Origin of the sequence: Siculibacillus lacustris, from assembly GCF_004328075.1 — a bacterium.
Lineage (GTDB): Bacteria > Pseudomonadota > Alphaproteobacteria > Rhizobiales > Ancalomicrobiaceae > Siculibacillus > Siculibacillus lacustris.
In genome coordinates, this window is record NZ_SJFN01000011.1 from 23,506 (window position 1) to 41,394 (window position 17,889).

A 17,889-nucleotide genomic window follows, 5' to 3' on the forward strand; every position below is an offset into this window, starting at 1 on the left:
GGGACCTCAAGCTGAGCAGAACATATTTGCAGCAAATCCGGCGTAGCCCTCGACCTGGGTCTGAAGCTTTCCTCGCTGATGAATGTATCAAGTCGGCTGGCTTTCGATTTGCTCCGCTTCGGCATGGTGCCGAGCGATAGCCCAGCGCCGCACCACCGGTGGCAGGGAGCCGTATGGCTACCGTGCGAAATGACAATTGATCCAGTCGGCTCGGCGGCGGAGCGTTTCATGAGGAGCGCTTCTCGCGCGGGACGATCGAGATGAGGCGCTCACCTGAGTGGCGCTTGATGACGCTCAGGCCGACGTGGTCGAGGAGTGGGATCGCGCGCTCGAGATGGTTTCCGAGGGACGCGACGCCCTTCGGCCACGCCGCCGATTTCTGCGTCGAGAACGGGGTGAATTCTTCCCGTTCGATCTCGCGGAGGAGTGCCGTGGCGGTGTTGTGCCAGCCGGTCGGGTATTCCTTCGTCACGAAGGCGAAGATCGCGGTGGCGACGGGATTTGCTTCGAAGGCGGCCTCTGAGATTTCCCTGCGGTTTTGTGCGTAGGCCTTGAGGAACTCCTCGGGGTCGACGCCGGCGCCGGGGAGGGCGGCACAGGCGAATTTCATGAAGCCGGCGAGGCGGCTCATCTTGTCGAACTCGCGCTTGTCAATATCGGCGAGGCCGCGCGACATGGCGTCGAGCAGCACGCCGAGCACCTTGGGGCGCGCCTCGGCCCATAGGCGATCGAAGTCCTCACTCGATATGCGGTGTGCATCGGAGATCGGTCGGAGGCGGACGACCATGGCGCGGTCGGCCAAGTCCGGTTGGGTGACGATGTTGGGAATTCCGTTCAACAGGATTGGTTTGCAGACCCGAATGATGACCTCTTCTGTGTCGGAGCCGAGCTTTCTCGTGGCGTAGCCGGCTCCGGTCGAGATGCGGCAGAGGGCGTCACCGAGCCATGCGGCCAAGGCCGAGATGTTGTCGAACGACTGGACTTGGCTTTTCATCGACGCAATGAAGAGGTCGCGTTCGTCGCGCGGCGGCGTCCGGGCGTCGGCTTCGTTCGGGTCGATCAAGGACCGCAGCAGGTTCGACAGTGTCGACTTGCCGGAGCCCTGCCGTGAGTTCAAGACCATGATCGGGAACGGTCCGATCGACCGGAGTGCGCCCAGCATCCAGGCGACGACGATGGGGAAATCGTCGGGTTCGACATTGGAGGTGAACGGGGCGAGCAGCGTCTTGATGTCGTGTTCGACACATTCGACCGGCTCGGGCAGCGCGCGCATACCGGGATTGCGGATGAACGGAAGGTCGTGATTGCTGAGAATTGACCAGCCGTCCGGTCGGATCTCGATCGCTCGCCATTCCTTGTCGCATAGATCGATGTAGTAGTTTCCGCCCCGCGCGCCGACCCGGACCCACACTCCGGTCGGCTTGTTCTTGTAGGATAGCGCATCGGCACCACGCAAGGCGCTGTCGATGGCGACGGAGGACGGGACGCGTCCGTATTCGTCGAGATACCTGGCGGTGAGCCACCTTCGGAAGGGCGTCGAATCGACGGGCCAACTCTCGTAGTGCTCCGCGATCGGAAACGTAGCGTAGGAGACTTCGCGGAGATCTCGCCATAGGCAGGCGTCGGCGAGATAGGCGAGCAAGACGTCACTGTCGCGGACACGGGCGGCGATTTCGTTCTCGATGCTGTCGGCCGACGCTTCTGCCGGGCGGATCTTGCGCGGCCGACCCCGGCCCCGTTTGACGGCGGCGAGCGAAATCACGTTCGAGGCGGTGGTGCCCGTCCCCTCGGCTTCGGCGATGTCGCCGCCGATTGGGCGAGCAGAGATGATCAAGGCGAGCGCACGCGCGGCAGCACCCTCGCCCTCGGCTTCGAGGTCGGCGAGATCCCATCCCTTCGCCACGCCCTCCGGGGGTGAGCAGACGGTGACCGATATGGCGCCAGCCTCCGCCACCAGACGGGCTACGTCGGCCGCGTAGCGCGTGCCCGGCTCGTCCGCATCGGGGACGATGACGACAGGGCGACGCTTCAACGGCGACCAATCCGCCCTACTGGCCGACTTCGAACCATTCGGGGAGGTGACGACGACGTGGTCGGGCAACAGGCGGCGGCCGGCCTCCGCGGCCTTCTCGCCCTCGACGACCACCACGGTGGCATCGGGGTGAGCGGCGAGGAGGTCGAGGCCGAAGAGCGGGCGCGGCGCGGGGAACGCTTCGTAGCGCCAGATCAGGCGCCTGGAGCCCTCGGGGCTGAACACGGCGAGCGGGCGGAATTGCTTTCCGTCGGGACCATCGAATCGGAGCGCATAGCCGAGGATGGCACCCTCGGCGTTGCGATAGGTCCACACGCCAGAGGGCTCGCCGAGTTTGGGATGGTTGAACACCGGCTTCGGAGCGTCCACCGGCACGGGCATCACACACGTGTAGACCGGCGGCGGCGGGAGGCCGTCGCCGGTATTCTCGGGGGGTTCGGAGCCCAGTGGCGCGAAGGGGTTTTCACTCAAAGGGGTCGACCCCCATCATTTCGGCGACCTTGATCGCAGCTTCGCGCTGGTCGATCGAGAACAGGTAGGCGGCGAGCGAGATCAGATCGCCGCCCGAAGCGCCGTCGGCGGCGTCTAGCCATCGGCCGTTGCTCAGGTTGACCTTGAACGAGCCGAGGTGCTTGTCGCCTCGGCGCGGGTTGAGGCCGACCCACTCGCGGCCCTCACGGCGGCCGTTGGGAACCCAGCGCGGCACGATCGCCGCCGCCCGACCGAGGGCGGCGGAAGCGATCCGGGCGAAGTCTACGGAACGACCCAGGCGACGGTTCATGGGCGCACCTCCTTCGGGATCGGCGCGCATTCGTCGATCGCGTCGGCGATCTTGAGGGCGGCATCGGGCGGGATCTTCCACTTGAAGATGGTTTCGAGCAGGCGCACCGCCGCGACACCGTCGGGCACGGCACCGAGCGCGAGGACGAAGCGCCGCAGGTTGCGACCGGCGCGGCGGTGGCCGTCGGCGTGGGTGATTGACCACGCACCCGTGGTCGGGTTCACCACGATCTCCGATGCGCCGATCTTCGCGCGAACCTCGCCATCATTTCCCGGCACGCCGCCGACGAGAGCCTTGATCACGGCGCCGCGGATCTCCGGGCCGGCGGCCGTGAGGCTGTCTGCGACGTTGGCGCGGCGGTTGAAGACGCCGAATTCGCAAAGTGGTGCATGAGCGATGTGCGGTAGATCGCGCAGGCTCCTACCCGCACCTGTGATGACGAACTCGATGGGCCGCCCGATGAGCGGATTGCGGTTGTAGTGATGCTGCTTGGAGTAACCGGCACAGGTGGTCAAGGTGCCCCGAAACGCGCAGGCGGGATCGTAATCCCAGGTGCGGGCCTCCTCGCCCCACGGGTCGAAGATGACGATCTGGCCGTGGGTCGTCCATGCGCGCGGCACGATGGTGGCGAGGAAGCGGCGAGGGACGTGGTAGCTCATCGCGCCACCTCGCTGGTATGAGCGCGGGCGCCCTTTTCCACGAAGGCGACGAGGTCCGACTCGGCATAGGCGACGCGTCGGACGCCGACGAGGTGATAGCGGGGGCCGCCGCCAACGGTGCGCCACTTTTCGAGGGTGCGGGGGCTGACGTTCAGACGGGCAGCGGCCTCCGTCGTGCTCAGCATGGCCGGCAAGGTCGATGCGTTCATTGAAACCTCCTTGGTACGCGTCGGCCCCATCGCCAACGCCCGACCAAGAAAGACGCGCCGCCGATCGGAGCCTAGGAACAACCGGATAAACCGTGTTGTTCCGTCCCAGACATCGTGTTGAGATCATGAGAATTTTCAGCTTTCGGCGTTTTTCGGCGTTCATGCCTCTCTGCCCGATTTGGCCCGTTCGGCGGCGGCGGTGAGGCAGATCGCCAACGCCGCCGACGCGTGATCCGCCGCCGCGTCGGCGACGGCCAAAAGGGCGGCATGGTCGCGCCGGTCGGTGAATTGAAAGCCCTCACTCAAGAACAATCACGTCATCCGCGTGAAGTCTGCGACGGCAGGGAGATGGGTTTCGAGGGGAAGGAGGACGTTGCGGCGAGCTGGGTCGTGCAGATCCGAGTAGAAGTCGACAGCATTGGGCGCGGGTTGATCTCCTCGAGATCTGGAGGTGTCGCGACGGATCAGCGCCCTGTGGGGGCAGGGCGACGGGTTGAGATCTGAATATTCGAGGCGAACTTGGGTGGGATGCCCTCCCTCAACCCGACGATGGCGTGAGCCTCGGCGGCGACCAGCGAACAAAGCTCCACCAGCCCATCGCATTCCGAGCCCGTCACGGTTCTGTCCTCAACCATCCGTGCCAGCCCTTGGGCGGCGAGGCATGCCCCCTCGGAGGGGTGCCAGAGGGTTTCGGGATGGTCGTCGGCATCCGGCGAAAGGCCGGTGCGGGCGTCGGTAGATGGCGTCGAGGCGGGTACATCGGGCGAGCCGGCGGCGGCTGCCGAGACAGTGGGTCTCGCCATTTGGGTTGCTCCTGGTGAGCGGTTCGTGTTACTTTTAGAACATACCTCTAGTGTTCTAATTAGGTCAATACGACATGACTAAGCCGGAGCAGCTAAGGGCGGCCCGAGCGCTTCTCGGGCTTTCACAGCCCGACATTGCCGCCGCCGCCGGTGTGTCTTCAATGACGGTAAAACGTGCCGAAGGGTCGGGAAAGCCAGCCGCTTCCGCCGATGCAGTCGAAGCAATTCGGAGAGCACTCGAAGCCGCTGGAGCGCAATTCATCGCCGAAAACGGCGCGGGACCGGGTGTCCGGCTGGCCAAGCGCACCACCGACGGCACGGCCGGTGACGTGTCGTGACCACCGCCGGGCGGTGGTGAAGCGCAGATCGAGACCCGACATGGACCCGAAGCCGGCAATCCTCGAAATCCGCGACCAACTGGACCCGTTGGCGACCGAGCAGAACAGCGGCCTCACCATCGCCGAGGCGATCTCGGCGTTTCTCGACGGTGCGGCCCTCGGTTCGGCGAGCCTCCTCATCATGGCGGCGCGGAGGGTGCGGCGGACCATCGATCAGGAAGTCGTAGCAAATCGGATGGCCCTGGGGCCGGCTGTGATGGATCTGCGCAACCTGCTTTCCATCGGCCGGCTCGTTGCGTTCGGGCGACGCGAGACGAACGGCGACCACGAAGCGATACCGCGGCCTCTTTGGAGCCGCCTCCTTCCCGACGAAGAAGCGAACACCGCGACCCTGCCAGGCGGCCGGCACGACCCCCGCCGGACCTATGAAGACATTCGCATCTTCCGCCCCCTGATCGCGCCCGATACCGCCGAGCGTTTGAACGCGGTTTTGCTCGGCGACCTGTGGCCGCATTTCGTCATGATGGACCCCGTCGTGTGCCGAGACCTTCCCCACGTGAAGCGGGAGTTGGGCGCTGGCCTCGGCTCCTTCGAAGAGGGTGAGATGGGCGCCGGTGCGGCGTTTTGGCCGCTCGCGCTCGGCGCTTCGAGTTTGCTCGACGTGTGGACGGGGCGATATGTGTCGCGCCTTCGGGGAAATCCTGAAACCGGGCGCCTCGTCGGAACACCCTTTCCCGGCACCGTCGATCAGGCAGCTCTGAATGATCGCGCCATGATGGGGGCAGAGGGACCACGCCACGGCGAGCCTTTCGCCGCTGATGTGGCGCGACTGCACGGGCGGGTGGTGGATCTGCTTCGGGCGGGCGAACTGGTGCTCGCCGGCCCCCCCTCCGAGGGGGCTCCGGCGGCGGCGATCGCCTTCGCCACCATGGCCGCGGGAGACATGCGGCTCGACTACCGGCGCGGCCGGGTGGTGCAGCAAGCGGCCGATGGCGAATGGAGCGCGGTGCGATCGGCGGTGGTGTTTGCGTTACCGATGGCAGAGACCGACGGCGGGTGCGAACCGGATGACACCCCCGAGCTGTCCGCACCCGAGTGGAAGGTGAAGATGGCCGCGGCGATAAGGTCGCCTGTAACGATTCGCGCACCGGTCGACCCGATGAAGAATCCATGGGAACAAGCACTTGATGCGCTTCTGAGGTCGAGGTTCGAACCCTCGGCGCCCGCCACAAAGAATGAACTGGTCGAAGCGGTTGAAGCCAAGCTCGAAACCCTCGGATCATCAAATGTTGCAGACCGGGCGGTATGGGATCGCGTCGAAAAATACTGGCCGATGCTCTTCCGGAAACTTACCGGCGAGAGCTCTGACGGCTTGCCGCCGGAGGTCAAAGAGAAGGGTAGGGGCGGGCGGAAGGCTACTCACCAGTGGGAGCGCGCTTTCGACGAAGTGCTATCGCCACATGTCGCCGCAACCGCCTTCGACACGCTCGGCGGGTTGGCCGAAGCCATTGAGGCCGCGTTCGACGAGATCGGTGCAGCTGCCCCGCCGCGCGACGAGATCAACCGGCACATGCGCGAGTTCTGGCCGATTCTCGCCCGCCGGGCGCGCCCGCTGGTGTAACCGCACCCGCAGCTTCGGCCGTCATCCTCGCCCCTTTCGCCGCCGTTCGTCGAGCGCTACCACAGCGGCCGACTTGCCGGCGAGCGCCGACGAGAGGGCATCGCCGACCGTCTCGGTGATGTCTCGCAAGGGGTCGTTGTCGCGGTTGGCATAGCGCGCCGTCATGGCAACGCCACTGTGGCGCAGAACGTCGCGGATCTGGAAGGCGTTGGCGCCCGTCCGCGCTGCCCATGTGCCGGTGGTGTGGCGCAGATCGTGAAGACGGCAGTCGATGAGACCGGCGGCCGTCCGCAGGCGGTCCCAGGCGTTTTCGACGACATAGATTGAGATCGACCGCGTAGCATCTCGGGCGCGAGGGAACACCCAGGGTGAGCCTTCGACCCGTGCGCGGCGCGCCAAGACGGCGAGGGCGGCCGTGGAAACCACATGGGGCCGTCGGGCCTTCCCCTTCTGGCGCGGCAAGGCGAGGGTGCCGGCGTCGAAGTCGACGTGATCCCATTCGAGTTCTGTGATCTCGGACAGGCGCGACCCGCTCAACAGCAAGAGTTGGATCACTTCGAGCGCGTCGGGGTCGATCTTGGTGAAGCGGTTTTCGGGCTTCGCCAAGTGCTTTGCCTTCGCTGCCGCCTCGTCGACCAGCCACGGCAGACCGGAGGCGCCGGCTTCGGCGAGCGCCTTGCCCAGCCGCTGCACCTCGGCGGGCGAGAGGAACCTTTCGCGCGGCGCCTCGGCGAACTTCCGAACCTTGGAACACGGGTTGGTATTGAGCTTTCGCCAGCCCCATTCCTCAGCGAGGTTGAAGGCCTTCGACAGGATGATGATGCAGTGGTTCGCTGAGACCGGCGCATCCTTCTGCGCGAGGTGGAATCGCGCAATATCCTGCCGATCGAGCGCCTCGACCTTGTAGTTTCCCAGGATGGGCCGGATGCGTTTTTCGATCAGCCGACGGTTTTCGGCGACCGTCTTCGGGCTGCAGTGCATTTCGGCATGGTCGGTGAGGTAAGCGTCGAGCAGCTTGCCGACGGTCGGCGCACTACGAAGCGCGCGGCGGGTGGCGGCGGGATCGCCACCGATGGTGACTTCATGCAGCGCCGAGCGCGCCAGATCGCGGGCCTGATCGGGCGTCAAGACGGTGGCGGCGCCGAGCGTCTGGCGCCGTTGGCGGCCGTTTTCCGCGCGGTATTGCACGACGTAGGCCTTCTTTCCGCCGGGGGAGGTCCGTAACCCGAAGCCCCTCAACTCGATATCCCACACGAAGGCTGTGGTATCCGAAGGCCGAACCGCATCGACGGTTCTCTTTGTGAGCTTCCCCTTCATTGATGCCCCTCTACTCGACGGCAGAAGCCACTACCATGGCGCGAGCCGTCATGGATGGTGGTGGGAAGGCGGGTGGCTCGCCGCTTGGACAGCGATTGGACGGCGAGGCGCCCGATCTGGACAGCGTCAATTCCATTAACACATTGAGTTGAAATGTGTATCAGCGATGGACGGTGTGGACGGCGCATATTGCACGGCATATTCCGATAATTCATAATTCCCGAAAGACCCCCTGACATTTTCGTGCACCATCCCGAGTTACTTGGAAGCGTGGAATCACATTGTAACCAAGCGGCGCAGAAATCAAGGGGGCGCAAACGGACTGTGTCGTAGTCAAAACCGGCTGAATACTGCCGTTTTTCGTACTGTGGCGTGCTCAATAGAAGCAGTTAGTACTTGCGAATACAGATTTACACGCCGTTGGTCGGGGGTTCGATCCCCTCACCGCCCACCATCTATCGGTATGAAACTGAATAGAAATTCGTTTTGAACGGCTTGGCTTGGCGGCATCTTTCGCCGTCGGGTCACCAATAGGTCACCAAGCGGAGCAACTTCGCGGGTATGTCGGCGCGGACGTCGCGGCGCACCGCCACCCACTCGCGAGCCTGTTCGCGTCGAATCGGGCGGTCGTTTTTCCCCCGGTCTCACCGGTCTCACCGGTATCACCGGTCGCGCCGGTGCGCCGTCACCGCCGCGACGGCTAGGGCGGTGATCGCCAGCGCGATCAGCGCGCCGCCATAGATGTCGGTGGTCGCGATCAGGCCGATCGAGCGGGCGAGAATTCCCGCCAGGATCGCCGGAACGCTCATCGCCAGATAGCTCTCGATGTAATAGGCGGCGAGCAGTCCGGCCCGCTCGTTCGGTGCCGCCAGCGGCAGCAGCGACCGCAGGGTGCCGAGGAAGGCGGCGATCCAGCCGAACCCGGCCACCGCCGTGCCGATGAAGATCGGCGCTACGAGATGCAGGTGGACACCGGCGAGGACGATGGCGAGGCCCGGCACCAGGATCGTGGTGCCCAACGTCAGGATCCGCGGCGCGGCGAGGCGACGCAGCAAGGGCATCGCCCCGGCGCCGCTCAGGGTCAGCGTCGCGACGATGGCGCCGCCGAGGAACGGGGAGGCCGAACCGGTGGCCTCGCGCAACAGCGACGGCGCCAGCGACATGTAGAAGCCGCCGAGCGCCCACACCGCGACGTTGATCGGGGTGATCGCCGCGAGCATCCGGCGCGCCTGCGGCGGCACGGCGATGCTCGGCCACAGCGACCGCCAGGCGCCCGGGCGCGGCGCCACGGTCTCGGCGAGGCGCCGGACCAGGACCGCCTCGATTGCCAGAACGGCGAGCAGCACCACATAGACCGTCCGCATCGGCCAGGGCGCCAGAACCACCAGGGCGCTGGTGGCGAGGGCGCCGACGGCCATGCCAATCGGATTGACCAGACTGTTGATCAGCGGCCCGTGCACCCGATCGCTGTCGAGCAGGGCGGCCGAGAGCGCGCTGGTCGCGGCGCCGGTGGCGAAGCCCTGGAGGGTCCGCGCCACGATCAGTCCGACGGTGGAATCGGCGGCGACGAACAGGCCCATCGCCACGGCCTCGAGGGCGATGGCGCCGAGGAGCACGGGGCGGCGCCCGACGTGGTCGGAGAGCGATCCGACGGTGAGGAGGGCGGCGAGCAGGCCGGCCGCATAGACGGCGAAGATCAGGGTCAGGACCGCCGGCGAGAAGGCCCAGTGCTCCTGATAGAGCCGATAGAGCGGCGTCGGGGCGCTGGCCGCGGCGATGAAGGTGACGAGGGTCGCCGAGAGGAACAGCGTCGCCGCCGGACCGCTCCACGGAGCGGAAGCTTCGCGTCGGGACGCGAGAAGGATCGACATGAGGCCTCACTGGAGCTAAAGCAAAGAAGCTGCGTTTGTCCGACATAGACCGCCGTCGACATAAAAGCAAATAATATGCGTTAGACTCGGCCGGGCGCGGCGGCGAAGAGACGAGGAATGCCATGGTGGCGAGAGAGAGCATCCGTCCGGGCGGCCGCAGCGCCCGCGTCCAGGCCAGCGTCCACGCGGCGGTTCGCCGGCTGCTGGAGGTCCAGGATCGCTCGGAGCTGACCATTCCGCAGATCGCGGCGGCAGCCGGCGTCACGCCCTCGACGATCTACCGGCGCTGGGGCGATCTCGCCGATCTGCTCGCCGACGTCGCGGTCGAGCGCCTGCGCCCCGACTGCGATCCCGCCGACACCGGATCGACGCGCGGCGATCTCGAGGCGTGGTTCGCGCAGTATGTCGACGAAATGAGCTCGGCGCCGGGCCGGGCGATGACCCGCGACGTGCTCGCCGGGACCTCCGGTCCCCGCAACGCCGGCCAGTGTGTCGCCTTCACGCGGCAGCAGCTGCAGGTGATCTGCGACCGCGCCACCGGCCGCGGCGAAGCGGCCCTCGATCTCGATGCGCTGGTCGATCACGTGGTCGCGCCGATCGTGTTCCGCATCCTCTTCGACGAGGTGCCACCGTCCGACGCCTTCTGGCGATCGCTGCTCGACCGATGTCTGCGAGCGCCGGTCGCCGCTTAGCGGGGGGCACCCGGCTTCTGTCGGGAGATCCCGGGTCGGGCTCGGGCGGGGCGCCGAGGTGTCTCGTCGGATCGTGGCGTCAGGCGGCGGGTTCCACGGCCGCCGCGGCCTCGGCGGCCGCTTCCGCCTCGGCGCGCGCGGCGTAGCGCTGGGCGATCACCGCGCAGACCATCAACTGGATCTGGTGGAAGATCATCAGGGGCAGCACCAGGAGCCCGAGGTCGAGGCCGGCGAACAGGATGTTGGCCATCGGCACGCCGCTCGCCAGGCTCTTCTTCGAGCCGCACATGACGATCGTCACTTCGTCCTCGCGCGAGAAGCCGCAGACCCGCGAGGCCCAGGTGGTGGTGGCCAGCACGATCGCCAGGAGCCCGAACAGCACCGCCAGGAGGGCGGCGAGCATGGTCAGGGTCAGGTGGTGCCAGATGCCGCCGATCACCGCATGGCCGAAGGCGAGATAGACCACCCCGAGGATCGAGCCGCGGTCGAAATAGCCGAGCACCTTGGAATGGCGCTTCATGAAGCCGCCGATCCACGGCTGGACCGCCTGTCCGAGGATGAACGGCAACAGCAGTTGCAGCACGATCGATTCCAGCGAGTCCATCGAGATGGCGACACCGGAGGTCCGCATCACCACGCTGACCAGCACCGGCGTCAGGAAGATGCCGAGGAAATTGGACGCCGACGCCGCGCACACCGCCGCCGCGACGTTGCCACGGCCGATCGAGGTGAAGGCGATCGACGACTGCACGGTCGAGGACAGGAGCGTCAGATAGACGATTCCGGCGATCAGTTCCGGCGGCAGCGGCAGGCCGAGCGCCCGGATGCCGATTCCGAGCAGCGGGAACAGGAGGAAGGTCGAGGCGACGATCAGCAGATGCAGCCGCCAATGGGTCAGGCCGGCGATCACCGCGGCGCGCGACAACTTGGCGCCGTGCATGAAGAACAGGATGGCGATCGCCAGATTGACCACCTGGGTCAGCACCACTTCGGCGGTCCCGACGGCGGGCAGGATCGAGGCGACGAGCACGGCGCCGGCGATCGCCAGGGTGAAATTGTCGGGGCGCAGACGGCCGAGGGTCATGGACGTATCCGAAGGTGGGTGCGGGCGGGACGCCGCCGGATGGGCGGCCCCGCGACGGGCGCGGGACCGGCGCAATAGCACCATCGAGCGGTTCTGTCAGCGCCCGACCGCATAGGCCTGCATCAGGCGCGGCGTGGCGGCGGCGCAGAGCACGCCGTCTTCGCGCCGGCGCGCCGCGACCACCCGCCCGACCGTCCATTCCGGCACCACCTCGAGCCGGTGCCCGCGCGCCGCGAGATCGTCGAGCACCTCGCGGCCGAAGCTCGCTTCCGCCGTGAGACTGCCGGGCTGCTGCGCCCGCGGATAGAACGACGACGGGAAATGGGCGGTGTGCGACATCGGCAGGTCGATGGCTTCCTGGAGGTTCAGCCCGTGGTGGACGTGGCGCAGGAACATCAGCAACTGCCACTGTTCCTGCTGATCGCCGCCCGGCGAGCCGAACACCATGTAGGGCTTGCCGTTCTTCTCGGCGAGCGTCGGGGTCAGCGTGGTGCGCGGCCGCTTGCCCGGCGCCAGCGACGACGGCAGGCCGGGCTCCAGCCAGAACATCTGGGCGCGGCTGTTGAGCATGAAGCCGAGCTCGGGGATCACCGGCGACGACTGCAGCCAGCCGCCCGACGGCATCGCCGCGATCATGTTGCCGTCCCGGTCGATCACGTCGATGTGGACCGTGTCGCCGCGCTTCACCGACGGATGGGCGGCGCGCATGTCGGCGGCGGTCGGCTCGTAGTTCTGGGCGCTGCCGTCGGAGACCGAGACGCGGGCGAGATTGGCGAGGCTGCGCGCCACCTGATCCTCGAAGCCGGGGAGAATGCCGGGACGCAGTTCGAGCGAGGCGTCGCGGCCGATCAGTTCGCGGCGTCGGTCGGCGTAAGCGTCGGAGAGCAGCGCTTCGAGCGGCACGTCGACGAAGCGCGGGTCGCCGTAATAGGCCTCGCGGTCGGCGAAGGCGAGTTTCATCGCTTCGGTCACGGTGTGGATGAACGGCGAGCCGGCCGGTCCCATCTCGGCGAGATCGAAGCCCTTCAGCAGCGACAGGGTCTGGAGGAAGGCCGGACCCTGGCCCCAGGGGCCGATCTTGGCGACCCGGTAGTCGCCGTAGTCGTAGGTCGCCGGCGCCTCGTAGCTCGCCTGCCAGCCGGCCATGTCGGCGGCGGTCAGCACCCCGCGATGACGCGCCCCCGACTGGTCCATGACCGCATTGGAGGTGGCGAAGCGCTCGATCGCCTCGGCGACGAAGCCGCGATAGAAGGCGTCGCGCGCCGCTTCGATCTCCGCCTCGCGCGATCGCCCGGGGGCCTCCGCCTCGCGCAGGATCCGCTCCCAGGTCGCCGCCAGCTTCTCGTTGCGGAACAGCGCCCCGGCCTCGGGCGCCGAGCCGCCGGGCAGGAAGGTCGCCGCCGAGGTCGGCCATTCGGTGCGGAAGAAGTCGGCGAGGCCGGCGATGGTCGCCGAGACCCGGCCGAGGATCGGATGGCCGCGGCCGGCGTAGAAGATCGCCGGTTCGAGCACGTCGCGCAGCCGCATCCGGCCGTGATCGCGCAACAGCACCATCCAGGCGTCGAAGGACCCGGGGATCACCGTGGCGAGCAGGCCGTTGCCCGGGATCAGGGTCAGGCCTTCGTTGCGATAATGCTCGATGGTCGCCCCGGCCGGGGCCGGCGCCTGGCCGCACAGCACCTCGGTGCGGCCGGTCGCGACCGAATGGAACACCATCGGCACGTCGCCGCACGGCCCGACCAGATGCGGCTCGACCACCTGCAGCACGAAGGCGGTGGCGACGCAGGCGTCGAAGGCATTGCCGCCGCGCTCCAGCATCGCCATGCCCGACTGCGAGCCGAGCCAATGGGTCGAGGTGACGACCCCGAAGGTGCCCTGGATTTCCGGACGGGTGGTGAACATGGGGCATCCTCTCGAGGGGTGACGCGGGCGTCTCGCGGGAGCGTATCCCGCCGGTCGCGCTCCAACATGTCGGATCCCGCGGCGCCGGGGAAGTTCGAATGTCGGCCGCGAGGAGCGGGCCGCCCCCGGCCGTCGCGGTCGCGCCGGTGGCGCGCCGCAAGTCGGGGAGGGGCAGGGCCGGCCGAGGCCCGAGGGTCGAAACGGGGATCAGCCGCCCATCATCGCCTTCTCGGCGGCTTCGCTGGCCTTGGCCTTGGGATTGGCGGTGCAATAGGCCTTCATCTTGCCGTCCATGTCGGCGGCCATCTTGTCGGTCGCGGCATCGCCGGTCTTCGGGGTCGGCCCGGCCTTGGCGACCATGTCGAGATAGGCGGCGCAGGTCATCTCGGGGTCGGTGACCTGAGCGGAGACGGGCGCGAGGCCGAGGAACGTCAGGGCGACGAAGAGGACGGGCATACGCATGGTGGGGCTCCTGCACGCGAGGGTGCGGTTCGAGGGACATCGTCCGGGGCCGACCCTCGTCGAGATCGCGGTCAGCGGGGCCGGCTCGACGGCGTCCCCGCGCCGAGCCCTCGGTTTGGGCTCGACCCGCGCGCCGACGACGGCCACGAATCCCGATGCGCCGACGGTCGGCAGAGCATCTCTAAGTGCCTCTCCGGAGGGAGGCCACCGATTTCGCGCCGTTCCTTCGATCACGGCGATCCTGATTCCCCTCGGGCGACCGCGAACCCCAGCGCGGCGAGCCGTTCGCGGACCGGCGCGCTCGCCAGGGCCAGGAGGAAGGCCGCGACCGCCGGCCGGTCGCGCCGCGCACGCACCACCGCGAAGTCGTAGTGCTCGTCGGCGAAGGGCAGGAAACCGAGACCATAGGCCTTCGCCACCGTGGCGATCGCCATCCCCCAGTCGGCGCGGCCATGGGCGACCGCCGCCGCCACCGCATTGTGCGACTTGGCCTGGTTGGTCCAGCCGTCGGGACGTCGCCCGCCGAGCAGGCCGTCGAGCAGCAGCCGGGTGCCGGCGCCGGTGTTGCGGTTGACCATCAGCGCGGTCGGATCCTCGGCGATCGCCGCGACCGCCTCGGCCGCCGTTCGGCCCTCGAAACGCCGGTCGCCGGGCCGGAACACCACCCCCTGCAGCCGTCGCCAGCCGGGCACCAGTTCCAGCGACTCGTCGAGGAAGGCTTGGTTGTAGATCCCGCTCGCCGCGTCGAGGAGATGGATCGGCGCGACGTCGCATTCGCCCCGCCGCGCCGCGGCGAGCCCGCCGGTACTCCCCAGCGCCAGGATCCGCGCGTCGAACCCTTCGGCGATCACCGCGTCGACCACCGGCTCGAGCCCGACGCAGTGGCTGCCGGCGATCACCAGATCGGGCGCCCGCACCTCCGGCGAGAACAGCGTGACCTCGGCGACGCTGCCGGCGGCCAAGTGGTCGGCCAGCGCTTCGATCGCCACGAAGCCGTCGGCCTGGGCGAAGGCCGAGATCGCGCCCGAGCCCTTGAACACCGGATGGGCGACGAGGCCGTCGTCGGCGCCCGTGCCGAGCCCGACCATCACATAGTCGGTGCGGCCGATCTCCGAGGGCACCCGCACCGGCACGGTCGCCTCGACACGTCCTTCGCGCCGTGGCGCCAGCCCCGCGAGGCGGCGCAGCACCGGCACGATGAATTCGTGGAAGGTGAACATCGCCGAAGTCGGGAACCCCGGCAGCACGGCGAGCCCCTTGCCGTCGGCGACCGCCAGACACAGCGGCTTGCCGGGCTTCACCGCCACCCCGTGCACGACGATGCCCGGCGCGCCGACCCCGGCGACGAGGCGGGCGGTGAGATCGCCGGTGCCTTTCGACGTGCCGCCCGACAGGATCACGAAGTCGGCACGCGCATGGGCTTCCGTCAGCGCCGCCCTGAGCCGCGCCTCGTCGTCGGGGACGATCGGGAAGACCAGGGGCACGCAGCCGTTCTCGGCCACCGCCGCGGCGACGATCGGGCCGTTGGTGTCGTAGATCGCCGCAGGACCGAGGCGCCCGCCGGGTGGCACCAACTCGTCGCCGGTGGAGATCACCGCGACGATCGGCCGGCGAAAGACCTCGACCGTGCCGGTGCCGCAGGCGGCCATCAGGCCGATCTCCGGCGCACCGATCACCTTGCCGCGCCGCAGCACGGTCTCGCCCTGGGCGAGATCGGAGCCGGCGAAGGCCATGTTCTGGCCGCTCGCCACCGGCCGGCGCACCAGCACGCCGCCGGCGCCGTCCGGTTCGGTCTGCTCGACCATCACCACCGCGTCGGCGCCGCGCGGCATCGGCCCGCCGGTGGCGATCGTCGTCGCCGTGCCGGGGTCGACCGCGCGGGTCGGCGCGACGCCGCAGGCGACCACGTCGCCGGTCGGGGCGAGCCGCACCGGCGCGGTCTCGCTCGCCGTCGCCACGTCGGCGGCACGCACCGCGAAACCGTCGACGGTCGAGCGGTCGAACGGCGGCACGTCGATCGGCGCGGCCAGCGCCCGGGCCAGCACCCGGCCGTGGGCCTCCCCGAGCGGTACCGTCTCGATGCCGACCGGGGCGGGCCGCAGGGCTTCGTCGAAGCGGCGGCGTGCCTCTTCGCGGCCGACGACGGTGAGGAACTGGTCCTGTCTCATGGGGGCGTGTCCTTCACAGTCCGTCCGGCCAGGGATCGGCGGCATGGGGGGTGGCGGCGTCGTGGCCTTCGCTCTCGGGCGGCAGAAGGCTCCAATGGGTGGCGCGGACCAGGGTCGCGGCGGGGAGCAGACCGACGCCCAGGGGCTCCCAGGCGCCACCGTCGGGGACGGCGGCGAACAGCGCGAGCTCGGTCCAGCCGATCGCCGACACCAGCTTGCGGGCGAGCGGCCGGACGGTCGCGCGCGGGTCGGGCGCGGCCCGCGCGCGCGCGTCGAGGAGCGGCGCGATCAGCGCGAGGCCGGCGGCGAGGGCTTCGTCGACACGGGACGGCAGCACCAGCGCCGGCGCGCCGCCGATCCGTCCGGCGATCTGGGTCTCGCCCGGCCGCAGCGCCGGCCGTCCGATCGCCCGCCAGCCGGGCGCGGCGACCGCGGCATTCAGCGCCGGATCGGTCGCGCCGATCGCTGCGCCGCCGAACAGCAGCATCAGATCGGGCTCGAGGGCGCTCGCGGTGCCGGCTTCCGCGAGCGCGACGACCGTCGTGACCACCCCACGCGCCGCGAGGAAGCCGCGCACCAGGGCGATCACCGGATCGTCGCCGCCGCCGTCGGCGGCGAGCACGACCCGGGCCTGCCGCACCGAGAGCGAGCCGAGCCCTGCCGCAGCGGCAATCGCGAGGGCGCGGGCCCCGAGCCGCGTGCCGGCGGGGATCAGCACCGTCCCGGCGCCGGCGTCGGCGCCCGACCGGCGCAGAGCGGTGCCCGGTCCGAGAGCGACGTCGGCGGTGGTCGCCGTGCCTTCGTCGGTCGCCGCCACCGCGTCGAAGGGCGGCGGCACCGCGTCGCCCGCCGCGACGGCGAGCGAGCGGGAGAGCTCGGCCGGCGCATAGGGCGAGGCCCCGAGCGTCTCGAGCGCCATCACCGCCCGCCCGTCGATCAGCGCGATTGCGGACGCGGGCAGGGACCCGGGCGCCGTCACCGGCTCGGCGGCGACCGCCCCCGCGGCCTCGGCGAGCGGCAGGGAGCGGGCGGCGAGCGGCGCCGTCCCGGCGATCCACGCGGCGACGACCTCGGCGACGGCGATCCTGGGTACGAAGCCGGCCGCCTCAGGCATTCGGATCGCCGGCGTTGGGGAAGAACAGCTGCTTGCCCTCGATCTGATAGGTCGAGATCACGCCCTGACCCTCCGCCGACACCAGCCAGTCGATGAAGGCCTGGCCGTCGGCCACCTTGACGGTCGGGAACTTGGCCGGATTGACCAGCATCACGCCATATTGGTTGAACAGCCGCTTGTCGCCTTCGACGGCGATCTTCAGATCGCCCTTGTTCTTGAAGGCGATCCAGGTGGCGCGGTCGGACAGCGTGTAGGCGCCCATCGCCCCGGCGGTGTTCAGCGCCGCGCCCATGCCCTGGCCGACTTCGCGATACCACTCTCCGCGGATCGCCGCGAGATCGAGCCCGGCGACCTTCCACAGCGCCACTTCGGCGAGATGGGTGCCCGACTTGTCGCCGCGCGACACGAACGGCACCTTCTTCTCGGCGATGGTCTTCAGCGCCGCCGCCACGTCCTTGGAGCCGGCGATGCCGGCCGGATCGGCGGCGGGGCCGACGATCACGAAGTCGTTGTACATCACCGGCAGGCGCTTGGTGGCGAAGCCCTCCTCGACGAACTTCAGCTCCTGGGCGCGGGCGTGGACGAACACCACGTCGGCGTCGCCGCGCCGGCCGGTGTCGAGCGCCTGGCCGGTGCCCTGCGCCACCACCCGCACCTTGATGCCGGTCTTGGCCTCGAAGATCGGCAGGATGTGGCCGAACAGGCCGGAATCGAGCGTCGAGGTGGTCGAGGCGACGGTGATCGTCCGCTCTTCGGCCACCGCCACGGCGGGCAGCAGAGCGAGGGCGAGCGCGGCGGTCAGAACGGATCGGCGGAGCATGTCGGTCTCCTTGCGG

15 protein-coding genes are annotated in these 17,889 nt (G+C 68.7%); 3 read left to right on the plus strand and 12 right to left on the minus strand.

Going from position 1 to position 17,889, the window contains the following annotated elements; genetic code table 11:
• Positions 1 to 226: 226 nt before the first annotated feature.
• Genes EYW49_RS09055 through EYW49_RS09070 form a run of 4 tightly spaced genes read right to left on the minus strand, consistent with a single transcriptional unit; the run spans position 227 to position 3,681 of the window.
• Entirely contained in the window at positions 227 to 2,503 is a 2,277-nt protein-coding gene (locus EYW49_RS09055) for a DUF6371 domain-containing protein (RefSeq protein WP_131308541.1), read from the minus strand.
• On the minus strand, positions 2,496 to 2,813 hold the full coding sequence (locus tag EYW49_RS09060) for a hypothetical protein (RefSeq protein WP_131308543.1): 318 nt from the start codon (positions 2,811 to 2,813) through the stop codon (positions 2,496 to 2,498). Before EYW49_RS09060 ends, EYW49_RS09055 begins: the two co-directional genes overlap by 8 nt.
• The gene (locus EYW49_RS09065; protein ID WP_131308546.1) at positions 2,810 to 3,472 is read right to left on the minus strand and encodes a hypothetical protein; all 663 of its coding nucleotides are present in this window, start codon (positions 3,470 to 3,472) and stop codon (positions 2,810 to 2,812) included. The genes EYW49_RS09060 and EYW49_RS09065 overlap by 4 nt, the downstream gene beginning before the upstream one ends.
• A complete protein-coding gene (locus tag EYW49_RS09070; RefSeq protein ID WP_206365428.1) occupies positions 3,469 to 3,681 on the minus strand; it encodes a helix-turn-helix transcriptional regulator in 213 nt (70 codons plus the stop codon). Before EYW49_RS09070 ends, EYW49_RS09065 begins: the two co-directional genes overlap by 4 nt.
• Before the next feature lie 877 nt (positions 3,682 to 4,558).
• On the opposite strand from EYW49_RS09070, the gene EYW49_RS09075 reads away from it, so the two are divergent.
• Positions 4,559 to 4,822 (plus strand): helix-turn-helix domain-containing protein, encoded by a 264-nt coding sequence (locus EYW49_RS09075; RefSeq protein WP_131308552.1) that lies wholly within the window; start codon positions 4,559 to 4,561, stop codon positions 4,820 to 4,822.
• 40 nt (positions 4,823 to 4,862) lie between these two features.
• Complete coding sequence (locus EYW49_RS09080; protein WP_131308555.1) at positions 4,863 to 6,443, plus strand: hypothetical protein; 1,581 nt, start codon at positions 4,863 to 4,865, stop codon at positions 6,441 to 6,443.
• A 21-nt stretch (positions 6,444 to 6,464) separates the two neighbouring features.
• Here EYW49_RS09080 and EYW49_RS09085 read toward each other — a convergent pair whose 3' ends face one another.
• Together EYW49_RS09085 and EYW49_RS09090 are read right to left on the minus strand one after the other, a co-directional pair.
• Positions 6,465 to 7,760, minus strand: a complete 1,296-nt coding sequence (locus EYW49_RS09085; RefSeq protein WP_131308558.1) for a tyrosine-type recombinase/integrase — start codon at positions 7,758 to 7,760, stop codon at positions 6,465 to 6,467.
• Between the two features lie 662 nt (positions 7,761 to 8,422).
• Positions 8,423 to 9,631, minus strand: coding sequence for an MFS transporter (locus EYW49_RS09090; RefSeq protein WP_131308561.1), 1,209 nt, complete (start codon positions 9,629 to 9,631; stop codon positions 8,423 to 8,425).
• A 122-nt stretch (positions 9,632 to 9,753) separates the two neighbouring features.
• Between EYW49_RS09090 and EYW49_RS09095 the strand changes: the two genes are divergently transcribed.
• Entirely contained in the window at positions 9,754 to 10,323 is a 570-nt protein-coding gene (locus EYW49_RS09095; protein ID WP_131308565.1) for a TetR/AcrR family transcriptional regulator, read from the plus strand.
• A gap of 79 nt (positions 10,324 to 10,402) precedes the next feature.
• Here EYW49_RS09095 and EYW49_RS09100 read toward each other — a convergent pair whose 3' ends face one another.
• The 6 genes from EYW49_RS09100 to EYW49_RS09125 all read right to left on the minus strand — a co-directional run bounded on the left by EYW49_RS09100 (position 10,403) and on the right by EYW49_RS09125 (position 17,873).
• On the minus strand, positions 10,403 to 11,407 hold the full coding sequence (locus tag EYW49_RS09100; protein ID WP_131308568.1) for a bile acid:sodium symporter family protein: 1,005 nt from the start codon (positions 11,405 to 11,407) through the stop codon (positions 10,403 to 10,405).
• 96 nt (positions 11,408 to 11,503) lie between these two features.
• On the minus strand, positions 11,504 to 13,309 hold the full coding sequence (locus tag EYW49_RS09105) for a gamma-glutamyltransferase family protein (protein ID WP_131308571.1): 1,806 nt from the start codon (positions 13,307 to 13,309) through the stop codon (positions 11,504 to 11,506).
• Between the two features lie 207 nt (positions 13,310 to 13,516).
• The gene (locus tag EYW49_RS09110; protein WP_131308574.1) at positions 13,517 to 13,771 is read right to left on the minus strand and encodes a hypothetical protein; all 255 of its coding nucleotides are present in this window, start codon (positions 13,769 to 13,771) and stop codon (positions 13,517 to 13,519) included.
• Between the two features lie 230 nt (positions 13,772 to 14,001).
• Positions 14,002 to 15,939, minus strand: a complete 1,938-nt coding sequence (locus EYW49_RS09115; RefSeq protein WP_228259550.1) for a molybdopterin biosynthesis protein — start codon at positions 15,937 to 15,939, stop codon at positions 14,002 to 14,004.
• Between the two features lie 13 nt (positions 15,940 to 15,952).
• Positions 15,953 to 17,053 carry a molybdopterin-binding protein gene (locus EYW49_RS09120; RefSeq protein WP_131308580.1) on the minus strand — a complete coding sequence of 367 codons (1,101 nt, stop codon included), beginning with the start codon at positions 17,051 to 17,053 and terminating at the stop codon, positions 15,953 to 15,955.
• Positions 17,046 to 17,873 (minus strand): substrate-binding domain-containing protein, encoded by an 828-nt coding sequence (locus EYW49_RS09125; protein ID WP_131308583.1) that lies wholly within the window; start codon positions 17,871 to 17,873, stop codon positions 17,046 to 17,048. Before EYW49_RS09125 ends, EYW49_RS09120 begins: the two co-directional genes overlap by 8 nt.
• Positions 17,874 to 17,889: the final 16 nt, after the last annotated feature.